Raw genomic sequence first — 19,298 nt, forward strand, 5'->3', positions numbered from 1 at the left:
AACAGGTGTTCAAAGATCAAATTAAATTAATTGTAATAGTCTGTTCAGTTTTTTACTTTCAAAATGTATTGGCACAGAACCCTATTTTTGAAGTAGATGCTTCTTATTTAACCAAACACGACATTGTTTATAAAACCCCTGCTTATGAAGGCTTCGAAGGGTTTCCTATTGGAAACGGGGATTTGGGAGGTATGGTTTGGAATACTAAAAATGGTATTGAAATCCAAATCAATAAAAATGATTTATTCGATCAACCTAATGCCGAATCTGAAGCCACATTACGAGGAGGTGCAAGATTAAGCGTAGATCTTGGTGTTCCGGCATTCGAGTGGCTGTACCTTGATGATTTTGATAGTAGGCTATCGCTGAGAAATGCCAATGTTTCCATAGGTTCTAAAACACCATTTTCAGAAAATGAAATTAAGTCTTGGGTAGCTGTAAATAAAAATGTATGGATTGTTAATATCAAGTCGAAATCAATAGAAGTAGAGGATAACTCCAAAATACGTGTCGGATTAGAACGTTGGGGTAGTCGTACCTTTGCAGGATGGTATGGTGGTTATTCCAAAAACACGAATATAGGTTTAGGTAATACTCAAACTAACGTTAAAGGTAGGGATATCATTTTAGAAGAAACTTTTAAAGGATTACAATTTACGGTAGCCTGTCGTATTTTGGGAGCAATAGCCAATCCTAATACAATAAGTGATAACCGGGTGGAACTTACAACCAATTCTAAAAACTCGCATGACCTAACGGTTATGGTATCGCTAGTGACTTCAAATGAATCTAAGCACCCTACAAGTTCAGCTATTGCCTTATTGGACACTGTAGAACAACAAAGTATTTCAAAAGAAAAAGAAGAACACCAACAGTGGTGGGCTGATTTTTGGAGTAAGTCTTTTGTGCATCTAGGTAACGATTATATAGAAAATCTTTACTATTTCCGCCGTTATTTAATGGCAAGTTCCTCTAGAGGAAAATACCCCGTAGTGTTCAATGGTGGTTTATGGACGTGGAATCACGATGTAAGAAACTGGGTAACGCCACACCATTGGAATACCCAACAACAATATTGGGGACTGGCAGCACAAAACGATACAGAACTTATGCTGCCTTATATAAATACCTATTTTAGTTTGATGCCACAAGCCGAAAAACATGCCAAATTGCGTGGAGCTGATGATGCTATTTTGTGGAGTGAGGCCCATGACTTTTTCGGTAAAATGACCTTTTGGGACAGGGGAGATATGCTCAATAACTTTACACCAGCGACACAAATAGCAGGCTTCTTTTGGGAGTACTATCAGTTTACTCAAGATAAACAATTTTTAAGAGATAAAGGCTATCCATTCTTAAAGAAAGCTGCTGAATTTTACGTAAAAAAACTACAATGGGATGCTGATAAAAAAGAATATTTTATCTATCCGTCGCAACCTTATGAAAGTCCGAGAACTCACGATTTAAAAAATCCCATTACCGATAGAAATATGATTATTTCTACTATGGATGCTTGTATTAAAGCGGCAAAAACACTTCATGTAGATAATAATAAAATAAAACAATGGCAGCATATTATAGACCATATATGGCCTATCCCTTTTAGGGAAGAACCTGGCCTAGGTGAAATTATGCAATTGGCATACAATCCAGATGGGACTATTTATCCCACGCCCGAGGTATATGGTAAATGGACCAATCATTTTAGTGGTAACACCTCGCTGGTATTTCCAGCAAATATAATTGGTTTGGAAGATAAGGGAAGTCGTGAATTTAATGCAGCTTCCAATGTAGTAAAACACCACGCTCCGGAAGTAAATGCTATTTCTCCTGATGCTATTGTGGCTGCGCGTTTGGGCTTGGGTAATGTGGTGATGGATCGCATGCGAAATGGGGTCCGCAGGCTACAACATTTTCCTCAAGGCTTATTTTATAATATAGACCATTGGTATAACCTATCCATTTATATGGACTCGGTGGCAAAACCAGATATAACCACCCAACGCGATTATATTTACGATGCAAGAGCGAAATACCCAAAAGGTCATCCAGCAAAACCTTTTATTCAAACAGGATTGGAAACTTTAAGCCATTACAGTGCAGCGGTTAATGAAATGTTGTTACAGAGTAATGAAGGAAAAATCAGGGTTTTTCCAGCAATTCCAGACGAATGGGCTCCTGCTTTTAAATTAAGGGCAAGAGGCGCTTTTTTGGTTGCATCCGAGAAAAAGGAGAATGGTCAAGTTTCAGGAATTTGGATAAAAAGCTTGAAAGGAAACCATTGTAAAGTGGTTAACCCTTGGGAAGGATCGAAGGTAGAGGTGTATGCCGATAACCATTTAAGAACAAAAATAAAGCATCAAGAAAAGGATGGTATCATTCATTTTAAAACACAACCCGATTCGGCATATCTAATTATTTTAAAGGGTAGTGAATGGAATAAAAAAAGAATCTTTAAAAGTGATAAAAACAATGCACCTAAGCATTTTTTAGAAGCTACTTTAGGAAAAAGTAAAAATTTCTAATTGTGAAATAATTTAAATTAAATTAACGATGATGAGATATCTCATATTAATGTTATTGGCCTCACTTTTTGTGTCTTGTAAGACCAATACCAATATTGTATCCTTTAAGGGCACAGAAAGTAACGAGCCAGCTTCTACTTGGGAAGAAGCTATGGTAACAGGAAACGGTAATATGGGTGCTATGATGTACGGTAACCCTTTTAATGAAACCATCGTAGTGAACCATTGTGAAATGTTCTTGACTCTAGGTACCAAAGAATTTGTTAAACATGCTGCTCCTTTTATGCCAGAGATAAAGGAAAAAGCCCTGGAAGCTGGTGTAAACGGCCCAACTGTGGCACATCAAATGTTACTTGAAAAAACAGGGCAAAAAATTGATTGGACAGATCCTTTTCACCCCGCATTTATATTTCATATCAATAACACAGAACGAGCTTATAAAAATTATCAATTAATAGAAAACTTTGCAACTGGCGAATTAAAAGTTTCTTGGGATGACAATGAGGGCCATTGGGAAAGAAAATTGTTTATTTCCAGACCAGACGATGTTATTGTTATGGAAATAACAGGCCCTAAGGGTAAAGTGGGAGGCTCGTTTTCTATGGAATTGACCCATGAATTGATACAAACAGAAATGGCAGTAGCACACGGAGAAATAAAAACGCACGCGACTTATGTACATGGCAAAGGAGGTTATGATAATGTGGTCAGAATCATTCCAAAAGGTGGGCAAATGATAAGTGATTCATCATCTGTTACGGTTTCACAAGCAGATAAAATTTTGGTTGTAATGCAAGTAGATAACTGGAAAACACCATTACCTGAATCGCAAAGTGAGGTATGGGCCTACTCCCCTAAAAATCCAAAGTTTACAGGTGATTATTCCACTAATAAGCAAGAAGCTATTTTAAAGAAATTTGATGCTTTGGCTTCAGACTATCAAACTTTGCTTAAGCCTCATGCCCAAGCACATGGTGATTTGTTCCATAGAGTAAAACTAAATCTTAACGGCTCCCAAACTGAAACAGTGTCCTCACAAACGCTATTACAGCAAGCGGCACAAAGCGGGCAATTGACTCCTGCATTGGCAGAGAAAATGTATGATGCCTGTAGATATTTAATTATATGTAGTACAGGAAAGAACCCTCCCAATTTACAAGGCATTTGGACAGGTACGTGGAAACCGGCATGGAGTGGAGATTATACCTTAGATTCTAACCTTCAATTGGAGGTTCAATCCATTATGAGTAGCAATATGCCCGAACTCATGGAAAACTATTTTACACTTATAGAATCTTGGCTGGTAGACAGTCGCTTGAATGCTGAAAAATTCTATGGCTGTAGAGGCATTGTATCTAATCCAAGAGCATCAAACACCAATCTTTTATTGCATTGGGGCAGATGGCCAGGCGAACAATCCATTGGCACAATGGGATGGATGTTACACTTTTTTTATGATTACTATCAATTTACTGGAGACTCTGAATTTCTGAAAGATAGAGTAGTACCTTTATTAAAGGAGAATGCCTTGTTTTATGAAGATTTTTTAAAGGATACCGAAGATGAGAATGGTAAGTATCAATTTTTCATCTCCTATTCACCTGAGCAAGACCATTATTTGTATGCCAATTCAACCTTCGATATATCAGTTACTAAAGCCGTTTTAACCTATTTGATAAAATCATGTAAGCTTTTAAATATTGAGAAGGAAAACATCATAAAATGGCAAACGATGATAGATAAATTGCCGGATTATATGATTAATGAAAAAGGTGAGCTTATGGAATGGGCTTCAGAGGGAACACAAGAAGTCTATAATCAGCGTCACCATTCCCATTTGTTACCGTTATACCAATTTTGTGAATTCGATATGGAATCCAATCCACAATTATGGGAAGCTTCTACAAAAGCTTTAGAAGGTAAAACAGAAAACTGGCTACATAATAGGGAAAATGCGGATAGCAACCATATAACCCATGGTATGATGAACCAGGCTCAGGCAGCAGCACGTCTTGGAAAATCAGAGGTAGTATATGAAGTCCTCTCTCGACTGGCGACGGAACAATACATTTACCCTAGTTTTATGATGTCATACTGGCCAAATAAAAAAGGCTATGGTTTTGATCCTATAGGAACCATCCCAGATGTTATAAATAATGCCTTGGCATTTGCGTGGGAGGATGTTATAGATATCATTCCTGCCTTACCAAAAGAATGGTCAAAAGGAGCTATCAATAATATATTATTAAGAGGACAAGTTCAAATCGATGAACTGGCTTGGAATATGGAAATAGGCGAATTAAAATTGAAAATAACTTCCAAAATAGATAAAACGTTAACCATAAGACTTCCCGAAAAATATGAGGTAGGTAATATAGAGTGTAGTGAGGGAGAAGTGAAACATATTCAAGGCGAATATAATAATAAGTGGAAAATAGAACTATTTAAAAATAAGACAAAGGAACTTGTTTTTAGTCTCAAATAACTAAGAAGAATAATATTTTGATACCAAAACAATAATGGAACTAGAAATAAAAACCATAAATTTTAAGATTGTATTAATAGCTGTGTTGTTAACATTTACAGGCGTAAAGGCACAACTTAAATTAGATTATGAAAACCCTGAAGTCATTGGTATAAATAAAGAACCTGCGGTAGCGACCTTTTCAAGTTATACTTCCAAAGATAAAGCATTCTCGTTTGAAGTCCCTTCAACTGAAAAATCTTTAAATGGGACATGGAAATTTAATTGGGTATCCTCTCCAGATAAAAGACCTATAGATTTTTATAGGCCAGATTTTGATGTGTCTCATTGGGAGAATATTGTTGTGCCTGGAAATTGGCAAATGCAGGGTTTTGGCCTACCTATTTATACCAACATTAAATACCCTTTTAAAAAAGAACAACCACACGTCATGTTGGAGCCTCCTAAAGAATATACAAGCTACAAGTTGAGGAATCCTGTTGGAAGTTATAAAAGACACTTTACATTAGATGATAAATGGATGGACAAAACTGTTTATATAAAATTTGACGGGGTAAAGTCGGCTTTCTATCTGTGGATTAATGGTGAAAAAGTAGGTTACAGTCAGGGCAGTATGACTCCAGCCCAGTTTAATATAAGTAAGTATATAAAAGAGGGCGAAAATACCATCGCCGTTGAGGTGTATAGATGGTCGGACGGAAGCTATTTAGAAGACCAAGATATGTGGCGCCTTAGCGGTATTTTTAGGGATGTAACCCTTATGGCAAAAAATAAGGTTTATATTAGAGATTTTCATATAAATACAGATCTTGACGAAGAGTATAAAGACTCAGATTTGTCCATTAAGGTTAAAGTTCAAAACTTAGGGACTAAAATGGTAAAAAAACATAAGGTTAGAGCTGTTGTTTATGATATTAATGGAGATGTTTTACAAAAAAGCAGCGAAGTACTTTTAGCAAATTTACCTAAAACTTTAGCAGGCACTGAGTCCGTTGTCGATTTAAGAATGAAAGTAATTTCCCCATTGTTATGGAGTGCAGAAACACCCAATTTATATACCTTGCTCTTGCAACTTATCGATGCTAAAGGGAACATATTGGAATACATTCCATGGAAATTTGGCTTTAAGGAAGTTGAGATTGATGGCAATTTATTTAAAATTAATGGTCAATTAGTAAAATTAAAAGGGGTCAACAGGCACGAACATCACCCAAGAACAGGACGGTATGTCGATGAAGAAACCATGCTGTTGGATATTAAATTAATGAAGCAGTGCAACATTAATTTTGTTCGTACAAGTCACTATCCTAATGCACCATTTTGGTATAAACTATGTGATGCCTATGGAATATATGTTATGGATGAATCCAATCAAGAATCTCATGGCTATAATATTGGAAATAAAGAATTGGGAGATAATCCTTTATGGGAAAAAGCACATGTGGATAGGGCGGTTTCTATGGTAGAGAGAGATAAAAACCACGCTTCGGTAATTATTTGGTCCTTAGGTAATGAGGGTGGAGCCGGCCAAAATATGATGGCTATGGCCAAAAGTATAAAAGCTATTATTCCTAAAGCAGTGGTGTATTGCGATAGTGATTTAAGCGTTTCTGATATGTTGGACAAAGGCTATTTATCACCTAATGCCATGAGAAGAGTGGCAGAACACGATACTTTACGTCCCATACTAATGCGCGAATATGCCCATGCTATGGGGAACTCACTAGGTAATTTTAAAGAATATTGGGATGTATTTAATGATTTTGATTATACCGTTGGCGGTGCCGTTTGGGATTGGGTAGATCAAGGTCTGGTAAAAAAGAAAGATGGAAGCCCTTTAAAATATTTAGAAAACCAGCACCAGTTAGCACTTAATGACGACGAATTTTGGACCATTGGAGGCGATTTTAACGACTATCCTAACGATAGCGAATTTTGTATTAACGGCTTAGTGGCTCCGGACAGAACCCCAAATCCACATTATTACGAAGCACAAAAAGTGCATCAATCCATAAAGTTTGAAGCTGAAAATCTTAGAGAAAGGAAAATTAAAATAACCAATCTTTACAGTTTTATTAACCTTAAAACATTTAGTTTCAAATGGAAACTTCAATATAATGGAGATATCATTGAAAGTGGTGATATTAAAGATATTGTTGTAGCTCCCTATCAGTCAACTACAATAAATATTCCCTGGCAGCCATTATTGGAAGAGGGAGAATATATTCTAACACTATCGGCACACGTAAACGATAATGTTAATTGGGCACCAAAAGGATTCACAATAGCCAAGGAACAATTTATATTACAAGACTTTCATTATCCAAATGCCAGTAACAATGCTTCTGATAATTTGATTATTGAAACTTCAAACGAGTATTATATAATAAGAGGGAAGGATTTTTCTGTTACGATTAATAAAATTAATGGGGCATTAGAAAGTTATAAATCAGAAGGAAAAGAATATATGGTTAATCCTTTGGAGCCTTATTTCTGGAAACCACCAAACGATAACCAAGAAAGAAATGGTTATGTAAAAAGATTAGGAGTATGGAAGGAGGCTGGTAAAAATGTAGTGCTTAATAATATAGAAGTCACAAAATCGCAAAAAGAAAACGAAGTATCCTTAAATTTTGATTTAAAACTACCGGTGGGTGATGTTTCTTATAAATTAAAATACACAATAACTGGAAATGCCCAGATAAAAGTGGAGGCAGATTATATTCCAAATGCGACAGATATTCCATTAATTCCAAAATTCGGATTTAGAATGGCATTGCCCAAAACGTTTGAAAAGATAGAGTGGTATGGTCGAGGGCCTCATGAAAGTTATGCGGATAGAAAGACAGGAGCTTTATATAGTAAATATAAAATGCTTTTAGGTAACTTTATTACCCCATACATATCGCCTCAAGATAATGCTAACAGAACCGATGTACGTTGGTTTAAGTTAAGCGATGGTATAGGTAATGGAATTGAAATAAAGGGGTTACAGCCAATGTCTTTTAGGGCTTGGCCATACACAGAAGACGATTTGGAAAATGCCAAACACGATTATGAAATTGCACAAAGGAATTTTATCAATTTGAATATAGATTACAAGGTTCACGGTGTTGGTGGCGACGATTCTTGGGGCGCCAGAACCCATAGTGAATACACCATAGATGGTAATAATCCCATGTCTTTCGGATTTGTAATTCAGAAACTATAATTTAAATGAATACTAAAAGAATATTTTTTGTAGTACTAATTTTATTAGCAATGAGTACTTCTACATTCTCACAAGATGCCACTATAAGAGAAGAAAAATTTTCAATGAAAACCTATATGTTTTCAGACCCAAGTCCACTACCTCAAATAGGCAGATTATATCCCTATTTTAGGTTTGATGGTTATACTAATAATGCGGAAGATAAGGAGTGGAATATGGTAGTTTTGGAAAATGAATATATTAAAGTATTTGTGTGCCCAGATATTGGAGGCAAAATATGGGGTGCCATAGAAAAATCTACAGGGAAAGAATTTATGTACTATAACCATGTGGTCAAATTTAGGGACGTGGCCATGAGAGGCGCTTGGACTTCTGGTGGACTGGAGTATAATTTTGGAGATATAGGGCATATACCAACCTGTGCCACTCCGGTTGATTACATAATTAAGGAGAATGATGATGGTAGCGTTTCCTGTATTGTAGGAGCTTTGGATCTACCATCGCGAACCAATTGGAATGTAGAGATACGATTGCCAAAAAATAAGGCTTATTTTGAAACGAAGGCAACATGGTTTAATAATACTGATGTCCCAGTAACTTATTACCATTGGATGAATGCCGCTGCTAAATCTAAAGGAAATCTTGAGTTTTTATATCCGGGGAACAAACGTATTGGACATGGTGGTGAAATAGGTGAATGGCCAATTGATGAAGGGAGAGAAATCAGTTTTTATGAAAATAACAATTTCGGTATTTATAAATCCTATCATGTAATTAATTCCTATTCCGATTATTTTGGTGGCTATTATCACGATGATGATTTTGGTTTCGGACATTATAGTCTTTACGACGACAAGCCTGGAAAGAAAATATGGATTTGGGGCCTTTCAGACCAGGGAATGATATGGGAAGACCTTTTAACGGATTCCGATGGACAATATATCGAATACCAATCGGGAAAACTCTTTAATCAAGCAGCGGCTAGCAGTACCTATACTCCTTTTAAACACCGCGAATTTTCACCACACGATGCCGATATAATGAAGGAATATTGGTTTCCATTAAAAGAAACAAAGGGTATGGTAGCAGCTTCAAAATATGGGGTTTTTAATATCGAAAAATCTAAAGACCAAATCACCTTATTTTTAAGTGCGTTACAAAATTTAGACGATGAATTGGTAGTTATTTCACAAGGTAAAACTATTTTAAGCAAAAAAGTAAAACTTGATCCCCTGCAATTGTTTACCGAATCATTAACTATAGATGATGTAAGTGATTTAGAAATAAACTTAGGAAACAAAAAGTTATATTACAACTCTAATAGCCCTAATAATATGGTCAGTAGACCTATAGTTCCCAATGAAGATTTCAATTGGGAAACAGCTTATGGATTATATATTGAAGGTTTGGAATTGGAGAAACAACGTCGATATCCTGAAGCTTTGCAAGTTTATGAACAAAGCTATGAAAAAGACCCTGGCTTTGTTCCAACAATAAATCGGTTGTCGTTAAGTCACTATCGTATCATGCGATACGAAAAGGCCCTAGATTATATTACTAAAGCACTAGCCATAGATACTTACGATGGATTGGCAAACTACAATTATGGTTTAATACATACCATCTTAGGAAACACAAATGAAGCTAAGAGTGGATTTTCAATAGCCAGCCAAGATTTAGCATATAGGTCGGCGTCATACACAGAATTGGCAAAGCTGTTTTTAAATGAACATAATTTGTACAAAGCCAAAATATATCTTAATAAAGCGTTGCATTTTAATTCATTTAATGTGAGTGCCCTAGAAATGCAAGCCTTTATTCATAGGAAAGAAAAAGATAATGTTTCGGCACAATTAAAGTTAAAAGAGATTAGCCAATTAGATGCAACAAATATATTTGTTGCTGCTGAATTAATGTTTTTAAAACTAAAGAATGAATTGGAGTTTAAAGCACATATCACCAATGAACTACCATATGAAACCTATCTTGAATTAGCTTTAAAGTATCAGGCATTAGGAAGCAAAAATGAAGCTATTGCCATATTAAAGTTAGCACCAAAGCATCCAATGGTATTATTGTGGTTGGCCCATTTAGATGCTGAAAATACGACTGACTATTTACACGAAGCACTCAAATTACCAGTAGATTTGGTATTTCCACATCGTATTGAAAGCGTGACAATGTTAAATGAATTGATCAGTAAAACTCCCCAATGGAAATTAAAATATTACATCGCACTTATTTATTGGAATAAAGGCTTAATTGAAGAAGCCAAAAATATGTTTTCCAAGTGCGGAAGCGAACCAGACGCATCCCTATTTTATTTAACCAAAACCAAGCTGTTTGCTGATGATAAAGACGTTGCCGGAGCTGCATTACAAAATGCTTACAGCATTAGCCCTAATGATTGGAGGGTAAATATGGCGCTTATAGAAGACTATTTAGTAAAGCATAAGTTTGAAACAGCAGCTAAAAAAGCCAAAACCTATTTGAAATTATATCCCGAAAAATCGTTGTTTGGTATGCACTATGCCAAAGCTTTAATGGGACTGAAGAAGTACGATACCTGTATAGATTTTCTAAATAAGTTTAACGTATTGCCATACGAAGGTGCCACTATAGGTAGAACGATGTATCATGAAGCCTGTATTAAAGCAGCTTATGATGCTCTTCAAAAAAAGAATTTTAAACAGGCCATTCGTTATGCCGAACAAGCTAAACTATGGCCAAAAAATTTAGGGGTAGGCAAACATTACGATGTAGATGAACGGTTGGATGACTTTATTATAGCCTATAGTTTAGGGCAGTTGCATAAAGAAACTAAAGCAAAGGAAGTTTACAAAAACATTAGCAACCACCGTACACCTAAGTACCTAAATGAAAGTACCAAACTGTATTTGCAACTTATGGCATTAGGGAAACTAAGCAAGACCCAAGAAGCCGATAACCTTTTAAAAGAAGCGTTACAACATGATAAAAACAATCAATATCTAAAATGGGTAGAAGCAAAATATAAAAACACCAACCCAGAACAAATAAGACAGCACATTTTGGAGGCAGGCACCGAAGTACAGGTGTACGATACCAAGTTTGTAGATACCGAATTTGATTTACTAACCGATTTTTTAAGCATCATCGAAAAATAACATAAACATGAAATTAAAAGCCTTAGCATTGTTAATAAGCCTTTCAGCATTTTCACAACAAAAAAAAGAGCTGACCTTATGGTACACAGAACCCGCAACCGATTGGATGACAGAAGCCCTGCCCATTGGAAACGGTTATATCGGTGCCATGTTTTTTGGTGGAATAAACGAGGAACACATTCAATTTTCCGAAGGCACCTTATGGTCTGGTGGACCAGATTCCAACCCAAATTACAATTTTGGAATAAAGGAAGGGGCTTATAAATATTTGCCAGAGGTAAGAGCGTTGTTAAAAGAGGGGAAAACCCGAGAAGCAGACCAATTGGTTAAAGCTAAGTTTACGGGAGCTATAGAAACAGGACCACGTTATAATAGTGAATTTGGGGATTACGGAGCACAACAGACTATGGGTGATTTTTATATAAAATTAAATCACTCTGGCGAGCCTTCTAATTATAAAAGAAGCCTGGATTTAAAAACAGGACTAGCGGAAGTAAGCTATACAGTGAATAATGAAAACTATAAAAGGACCTATTTTGGTAATTACCCGAGTAAGGTTATGGTATATCATTTTGAAAGTTCTGTGGCAACCAATTATGAAATTCGTTTTAAAACACCCCATGCTACGATAAAAGAAGCTTTAGAGGATAGTGTTTATATCTTTCAAGGAAAGGTAGCGGATAACGGAATGGCTTTTGAAACTAGAATTTCTCTTAAAAAAACAGACGGGAACCTATCCTATAAAAATGGAGTAGTTTATGTGGAAGGTGCGAAGAATATAACACTTGAGCATACAGCAGCTACATCATTCGAGTTATCCTATCCAAAATATAAGAACCCAAGGTTTAAGAAAAAAAACATTGAAGCGTTAGATGCAGTTGCAAAATTGTCTTATGATGATTTAATTGAAGAACATCTTTTAGATTATAGTAACCTATTTAATAGAGTTTCTTTTAGTTTGGAAGGAGAATCTTTTAGCGATGTTCCTACTAATCAGCGTCTAAAAAATTATGTTAAAGGGAATCAAGATGCGGGGCTGGAAAGCCTCTATTTTCAGTATGGCAGATATTTAATGATTTCAGGAAGCAGACCTAATACCATGTCCATGCATTTACAGGGGAAATGGAACGATGCAACAAATCCAGCTTGGGCTGCGGATTACCATAGCAATATTAATTTGCAAATGATATACTGGCCTGCTGAGTTGACAAACCTTTCTGAATGCCATGAACCTTTTTTAGAATATATAGAAAGCCTAGTTGAACCTGGAAAATTAGCAGCAAAGGAATTTTTTAATGCCGATGGCTGGATGGTCAATACTATGTGTAATGCTTTTGGCTACACTTCACCAGGCTGGGGAATTCCCTGGGGCTTTTTTCCAGGAGGGGCAGGATGGTTTTCACAGCATTTGTGGGATCATTACGATTTTACAAATAATAAACAGTTTTTAGAGGATACAGCATATCCCATTATGAAAGAATCGGCTCGGTTTTGGATAAGTTATTTAACCGAGGATGAAAATGGAAAGTTAGTTTCTGTGCCATCATATTCTCCCGAACATGGAGGGATTTCAAGTGGAGCTTCCATGGACCATCAAATTGCTTGGGATGTACTAAACAATTGTGTGAAAGCAGCTAAGGTATTAGGAATAGAAGATGATTTTACGCGAACAGCTTTAAGGGTAAGGGATAATATATTGCCACCACAAATTGGAAGCTGGGGACAGTTACAAGAGTGGAAAGAAGATGTAGATGACCCTAATAATAAGCACAGACATGTATCCCACCTTTATGCCTTACATCCGGGAAATCAAATATCAACTATAGAAACTCCAGAACTAGCTGAAGCGGTAAGAGTATCTTTAAATGCTCGTGGAGATGGTGGTAGTGGCTGGTCTAGAGCCTGGAAGATTAACTTTTGGGCACGACTTAATGATGGAAACAGAGCCCATAAAATGTTGAACCAGCTATTAACGGCAGTAGAAACAAAAACCATATCTATGGATAATTCAGGTGGAACGTATGCTAATTTATTATGTGCCCATCCGCCGATTCAATTAGATGGAAATATGGGAGGTGTATCAGGTATCGTTGAAATGTTATTACAATCCCAGTCTGGAATTATCGAACTATTACCGGCTTTACCAGATGTTTGGGAAAGTGGCGAAATAAAAGGATTAAAGGCACGAGGTGGATTTGAAGTGGATATAAAATGGAACAACGGAAAAGTTGTTGCAGGGCTTATTAAAGGAAAACCATTTCAAAAAGGAAGAGTTAAAGTTAACAATAAAGTAAAACCCTTTAAACTTAATTCTAAAGGAACCTATAGTTTTTAAGTAAATTGTTTGTAGAAAGGATGAATGTGTATTTAGAATTTGATTGATAAGAAATATTTTTTACGTGTATAAGAAATATAATAAGAGTAAAGACTTTTAATCTTAAATAATAAACTTTATTACATGTAAAATGTAAACTCACACAATGACTTAAATAAAATTATATATTACAAACATGAATTAAAAAAAGCAACCAAATAAAGGTTGCTTTTTTTAATTCATGTTAAAGTAGATATTCTATTTAATTCTTGATAATTTTTTTTGATGTAGTTCCTTCATCAGAAATTATGTTCATCAAATAAATTCCTGTTGGTAGTTTTTCAATATCTATGGTATTGGTCATTCTAGTTAATGTTTGGCTAAATTGCATTTTTCCCAGCAGGTTATATATATTAAGTTTGGCATTATTTATATTTCTTACTTCTATAAACAATCTACCTTGGGTTGGATTAGGATAAAATTTCAATTCATCTGCTATATTTTTATTTTCAATACCTAATGTCCCATTTATTGGATTGAAGTCTTTCCATACATTAGCAGCTTGATAGGCGCTTAAACTATCAGAATGGACATTTAGACTACAGGAACTAATCACTCTGTTGGCAAATACATTAGCATTTATAACTAATGGTGTTGCAATAGCACAATTAACAGTCGTTAACGTAGAAACTGAACTAGCCACCCCAAAAGCAAATTCTCCAATAGAAGCAACTGAACCTCCAATAGAAATTGAAGTCATTGAAGTACAACCATAAAATGCATGATCGCCAATTGAAGTTACAGAATCTGGAATGGTAATGGACAACAAACCATCGCAATATTTAAAAGAAGAAATACCAATAGTTTCCACCAAATTGGGAATAATTACAGAGGTCAAAGAAGCACAGCTTTCAAAAGCAGCATCCCCAATAGAAGTAACTGCATCCCCAATGTCTACAGAAGTCATAAATAAACAACCATAAAATGCATTATTACCAATAGAAGTAACTGAATTGGGAATCACTACGGACTCTAGACTTAACTGGTTGTAAAATGCATCATGATCGATTAAAGTTACAGTATAATCTGTAGAACTGTAGTTTACCGTTTCAGGTATTACAAGATCCCCAGAAGCAGTAGACGGGGTAATCTTTACTTCAGTTCCAGAGATTACTTCATAGTTAATACCATCTATGGTAAAAGTTTGGGAATGAACAACACCAATGCTTATGAAATAAAGAATAATGAGTAATTTTTTTACCATTTTAAATTTTTTTAGAATTAAAATTAAAAGTAATAAAAATTAACCAGAACTGAAAGACTATATATATATATATAATTAGCCATCTTTTTACTCAATTAAAGCATTAAGTTGCTCTATGCTTTTACAGTATAAACCTATTTTAAATTTAAATTAATTAGAGACAGAATTTCAACTTATAAATAATATTTTTAATCTATTCTTCGTTGTTTGAACTAATAAACGGTATCAAAAACATATAGGCAAAGCATAATACCAAAATGAGTAAACTCCCCAAGACACCAACATGGGTATTTACAAAGCCCATAATTGGAGGTAATAAAGCACCACCAACGATAGCCATTACAAGTAATCCAGAAATCTCGTTGGCTCTCGAGGGCATTTTGTTTATGGCTATTGAAAAAATGATAGGAAAAAGATTTCCTGCTCCCAAGCCGACAATAAAAATGGCTGCTTTTGCCATAGTAGGGCTTGAGGATACTATAATTAATATCATGCCAACTAGGGCAAGAGTTGTAGTTATGGTCAAAAACACTTTGGGTTTTAAAAACTGAAGCAAAATAGCACCGGAAAACCTACTAATCATTAAAGCCGTAAAGTAAATACTAATACCGTATGATGCTTCTTCAAGTGATAGTCCTTGAAGTTTCATTAAAAACCCTTGTATATTTGAATTCATCCCTACATCTGCCCCTACAATTAAAAATATGGCGATTACCATAGGCAATACAAATTTATTGGTTAGCAATTTCATACAAGAACGGAATGATGCAGGTTTTTCAGATTTTATATTTTCTTCAATGTTTGTAACATAAAGCCATAATATAGACAGCAGGGTTACCCCTGCATAAACGATAAATACCCATCTCCAGTCACTATAGGTTAAGGCTGCATAGGTGGCAATAATAGGTCCTAATAAGGATGTTATGGCTTTTATAAATTGAGAAAGACTTAAAAAACTTGAAAGTTTTTCTTTAAAGATGACTTCCTGTAATAGTGGATTTGCAGCAACTTGAATAATGGTATTCCCAATTCCAATACCAATAAAAGCAATTAATACCGATACAAAGGAATAGTTAATAAAGGGAATGATTAAACCTATGAACGTGATGAGCAAACCTGTGTTCATCATACGTTTTTTTCCTATTTTATCTTGAATGACGCCAACGGGTATTGAAAATACAAAAAACCATATAAAAACCATAAATGGAAGGAATTGTGCCAATGTATCTGAAAGGTTAAAATCTTTTTGTACATATCCTGTTGAAACTCCAACTATATCTACAAAACCCATTACAATAAAGGTTAGTAACACTGGGGCTGTTTTTTTAAAATCGATTTTTTGTGTTGCCATGTTGAATAGGTATTAAATACTTGGTAAATCTTCTTTTATATGATTCCAAAAGATTGGGTTAAACAGTTTGGCGCTGCCAATAATAGCAGCGTGTTCCATTAAGATTGAAACTTCAATGCTTATAGGTAAACCTGTTTGCTTTTCAATTGATTCTTTTAACTTAGGAATAAAGAGATGTCCAGCATTAGATATGTTACCTCCCATTACAATGATTTCTGGACGATAGGCTTCTAAAAATGGCATCATAAAATTAGCCATATTAGTCCCAAATTCCTCAAAGACTTGTTTTGCCTCAGGGGTATTGGCTTCCGCAATATCTTTAACTCCCTTTACTTTCTTTAAGGACAATGCTTCATAGCGCGCGATACACCAGCGTGTAGAAAAATAATCATCACCAATGCCGTCTTTAAACTTTTTATCCCAAAGGCAACCATCTTTAGGAACGTCAGGGTGATTTACCAAAGGCATGCCAGCTTCAATAAAAGCAGATCCAAAACCCGTGCCCAAGGTTACTGCGATTACCCTTTTACAATGTTTAGCCTTACCCATGGCTGCAACACCTACACCAAAGGCAGTCGCATCGTTCAAAAACCTAAAGTCGTTGTTTGTTGTTAAAAGTTTATTAGATAATTCTTGAGGAATAGACACTTGATATAAATCCTCAAACTTGTTGTTCTCTCCAGTAAATAATGCGATGCCTTCTATGTAGTTAAATGGTCCGGGAATAGCAAAGCCTATCTTTGTACTCGATCTTAATGAAACACTTTTTATTGTTTTATTAATCCCTTCACTCCATTTTTCTATAATAACATCTTTTTTAGCCTTGTTATCTACTTGTACAGAGAATAACGTTTCAGGTATAATAACAAGGTTTTGAATATCTACAGCAGCACTTGTAATATGGCTGCCTCCAATATCTATACCAATTGCAACTTGATTGTTCATCATGTTTTCTATTTAAGGTTCTCTTCTTATTTCTATATTGTAGGTGAAATAATCTGTGCGGTAGTAGACCACATTATACTCTATAGGTCTGTCACCAGGGTCGCAAACTAATCGTTCTCTTTTTAAAAGGGGCATTACTTTATCGATATCCAATAAGGAGCTTATATTAGGAGTTGCAGTAACAGCACTTAAGGTTTCTTTAGAGTTAGAAACAATAATATCATGTTCGTTTTCTAAAAGTTCATACAAGGGTAAATTAAAATTTTCATTACCATGAATACCTACGCGTGGATGGAAATAAGATTCTGAATACAGGTACTTGGCTTCTTTAGAGCCTCTTATTTTTTCTAATTTAAAGAGCTTTTTTTTAGGATTAATTGATAGAGCAATAGCGACCTCTTCTGGTGCCTTAACTAATGATATGCGTGACATATAGTTTACAACCTCAATGCCTTGGTTTTGCATTTCTTTAGTAAAACTAATCCAGTTATCTAATCGGGTATTTATTTTTTTGTGTACCACTTTGGTGCCTACACCTTTTTTGCGCTCAATAAGACCTTCGTTTACCAGAGTATTTACGGCTTGCCTTACCGTATTCCGAGAAACTCCCAATTTTTTTGACAATGTCATTTCTTTGGGTAATAATTTTTTGCCACTTTTATATTCCTTATCATTAATAAGTGTTCTAAGATAGCCTTCTATCTGGACATGCAATGGGATTGGGCTATTTTGGTCTAGTCTAAAGTCCATGTTTTTAAATGCTATTATTCTTGGTTATTGGCCCAGGTTTCCAGTAAAAGAATGGCTTTATACAAAACGCCTGCAGAACCTCTAAAGGTTCCAGAACCCTCAGGCTCATTTTTTACCGTATACCATTCAAAAAAGCCATTGTTTTTCACCACTCTGTCTGTCATGGGCAATAGTTGCTCATAAGCTTCTACAATGAAACCATTTTTAACTAGTTCTTGAATCATACGACCACCAAACCAAGTCCAGTCGCCACCATTTTGGTAGCCATAGGGATACATGCCTTTGTTTTCAAAAGCCCATTCTGGGTAGGGGGGGAACATGGTAAGTCCAATAGAACCGGCACCAGAAGCCTTAACATTTGAAATCATTTTGTCCAAAGAGCCTCTTATTTGTTCTTTGTTTAGCAATCCAGCTTCTATAGCAATAGCAGTTCCGCCATGATAATAGATTTTATTTTCATCAAAATCTTTGGGATAAGGTGATTTCTCCAAATAGACATGAGGAATGAATTTTTGTTTTTTTTCATCCCATAATACCTTCATTGTATTTTTTGCAATTCCGTTGCGAATGCTTTTCCATTTGTCTTTGGTTTGAGGTATAAGTTCCATAAGGTTGTCTAAAGCAATAAGCATCATGGCGTTGTCGTAAATATCTACGCAATAGTGGGTGTCATCGGTGATGAAAACACCCCAAGGATGTGAATGCTGCACATCCCCCCAATCGGCCGTGGTAGCACCATAGATCAATCCAAATTTTTCAGACCATCTATGATCCATTAAAAACTGCATGGCTATTTCCATACGTTGGGCTACTGTAAAATCGCCTACTTGTTCGTTTAAAAAATCTGCATTCCCTGTTTTTTTTATGTATTTATATACCGCTTGCACTAAGGAGCTTTCATGGTCAGTTTCTACGGTGTTTTTATGTCCGCAGTAGTTAGGTTCTAAATCGCTACAAATAAATTTGTAGCCCCCTTCGGTATCAATGGCTTTTTCTTTGGGTATAAAACCATCTATAATGTTGCCGTCTTCTCCTTGTAGTTTAAAAAAGACCAACAGATTTTCTTCTAGGATCTTGGCGTCAAATACCTCAGCAGATAGCTCTATAAATGTATTGTAGTCGCGTATCCAAACTTCGCCGTATCCATCGCCAGCATTAAAACCGGTTTTTACGACATCTAATGCTTTAGACTTAACTTTTTTAAAGTTTTCATTGTCTTGAATTTTTTTTACGAGCTCTAAAGTTTCTTTTTTTTCCGTACAAGAAAAACTTATTATAGAAAGCACAATAGCTATTATTTTTTTCAT

At 35.5% G+C, this 19,298-nt stretch carries 10 protein-coding genes; 5 read left to right on the forward strand and 5 right to left on the reverse strand.

All coding sequences use genetic code 11. The features are described from left to right. Positions 1-5 precede the first annotated feature (5 nt). Genes MR053_RS11290 through MR053_RS11310 form a run of 5 tightly spaced genes read left to right on the forward strand, consistent with a single transcriptional unit; the run spans position 6 to position 13,702 of the window. The gene (locus MR053_RS11290; protein WP_242132539.1) at positions 6-2,525 is read left to right on the forward strand and encodes a glycosyl hydrolase family 95 catalytic domain-containing protein; all 2,520 of its coding nucleotides are present in this window, start codon (positions 6-8) and stop codon (positions 2,523-2,525) included. A 28-nt stretch (positions 2,526-2,553) separates the two neighbouring features. Continuing rightward, complete coding sequence (locus MR053_RS11295) at positions 2,554-5,010, forward strand: glycosyl hydrolase family 95 catalytic domain-containing protein (protein ID WP_242132540.1); 2,457 nt, start codon at positions 2,554-2,556, stop codon at positions 5,008-5,010. Between the two features lie 34 nt (positions 5,011-5,044). Continuing rightward, complete coding sequence (locus MR053_RS11300) at positions 5,045-8,221, forward strand: glycoside hydrolase family 2 TIM barrel-domain containing protein (RefSeq protein ID WP_242132541.1); 3,177 nt, start codon at positions 5,045-5,047, stop codon at positions 8,219-8,221. 50 nt (positions 8,222-8,271) lie between these two features. After that, on the forward strand, positions 8,272-11,367 hold the full coding sequence (locus MR053_RS11305; protein ID WP_242132542.1) for a DUF5107 domain-containing protein: 3,096 nt from the start codon (positions 8,272-8,274) through the stop codon (positions 11,365-11,367). A 7-nt stretch (positions 11,368-11,374) separates the two neighbouring features. Continuing rightward, positions 11,375-13,702, forward strand: coding sequence for a glycosyl hydrolase family 95 catalytic domain-containing protein (locus MR053_RS11310; protein ID WP_242132543.1), 2,328 nt, complete (start codon positions 11,375-11,377; stop codon positions 13,700-13,702). A gap of 241 nt (positions 13,703-13,943) precedes the next feature. On the opposite strand, the gene MR053_RS11315 is transcribed toward MR053_RS11310, so the two are convergent. The 5 genes from MR053_RS11315 to MR053_RS11335 all read right to left on the reverse strand — a co-directional run bounded on the left by MR053_RS11315 (position 13,944) and on the right by MR053_RS11335 (position 19,298). After that, positions 13,944-14,945, reverse strand: a complete 1,002-nt coding sequence (locus tag MR053_RS11315; RefSeq protein ID WP_242132544.1) for a leucine-rich repeat domain-containing protein — start codon at positions 14,943-14,945, stop codon at positions 13,944-13,946. A gap of 193 nt (positions 14,946-15,138) precedes the next feature. Further along, entirely contained in the window at positions 15,139-16,296 is a 1,158-nt protein-coding gene (locus MR053_RS11320) for an MFS transporter (protein WP_242132545.1), read from the reverse strand. 12 nt (positions 16,297-16,308) lie between these two features. Beyond that, entirely contained in the window at positions 16,309-17,244 is a 936-nt protein-coding gene (locus MR053_RS11325; RefSeq protein WP_242132546.1) for an ROK family protein, read from the reverse strand. A gap of 9 nt (positions 17,245-17,253) precedes the next feature. Continuing rightward, positions 17,254-17,991 (reverse strand): GntR family transcriptional regulator, encoded by a 738-nt coding sequence (locus MR053_RS11330; RefSeq protein WP_242132547.1) that lies wholly within the window; start codon positions 17,989-17,991, stop codon positions 17,254-17,256. Between the two features lie 14 nt (positions 17,992-18,005). Then, entirely contained in the window at positions 18,006-19,298 is a 1,293-nt protein-coding gene (locus MR053_RS11335; RefSeq protein ID WP_242132548.1) for a glucosidase family protein, read from the reverse strand.

It is taken from the genome of Aestuariivivens marinum, assembly GCF_022662175.1.
Lineage (GTDB): Bacteria > Bacteroidota > Bacteroidia > Flavobacteriales > Flavobacteriaceae > Aestuariivivens > Aestuariivivens marinum.

What these genes read in the sequence shown, in the direction of transcription:
- MR053_RS11325 (WP_242132546.1), bottom strand. Translation starts at nt 17,244, where the DNA reads ATGATGAACAATCAAGTTGCAATTGGTATAGATATTGGAGGCAGCCAT.
- MR053_RS11300 (WP_242132541.1), top strand. Translation starts at nt 5,045, where the DNA reads ATGGAACTAGAAATAAAAACCATAAATTTTAAGATTGTATTAATAGCT.
- MR053_RS11310 (WP_242132543.1), top strand. Translation starts at nt 11,375, where the DNA reads ATGAAATTAAAAGCCTTAGCATTGTTAATAAGCCTTTCAGCATTTTCA.
- MR053_RS11320 (WP_242132545.1), bottom strand. Translation starts at nt 16,296, where the DNA reads ATGGCAACACAAAAAATCGATTTTAAAAAAACAGCCCCAGTGTTACTA.
- MR053_RS11335 (WP_242132548.1), bottom strand. Translation starts at nt 19,298, where the DNA reads ATGAAAAAAATAATAGCTATTGTGCTTTCTATAATAAGTTTTTCTTGT.
- MR053_RS11330 (WP_242132547.1), bottom strand. Translation starts at nt 17,991, where the DNA reads ATGGACTTTAGACTAGACCAAAATAGCCCAATCCCATTGCATGTCCAG.
- MR053_RS11295 (WP_242132540.1), top strand. Translation starts at nt 2,554, where the DNA reads ATGATGAGATATCTCATATTAATGTTATTGGCCTCACTTTTTGTGTCT.
- MR053_RS11315 (WP_242132544.1), bottom strand. Translation starts at nt 14,945, where the DNA reads ATGGTAAAAAAATTACTCATTATTCTTTATTTCATAAGCATTGGTGTT.
- MR053_RS11305 (WP_242132542.1), top strand. Translation starts at nt 8,272, where the DNA reads ATGAGTACTTCTACATTCTCACAAGATGCCACTATAAGAGAAGAAAAA.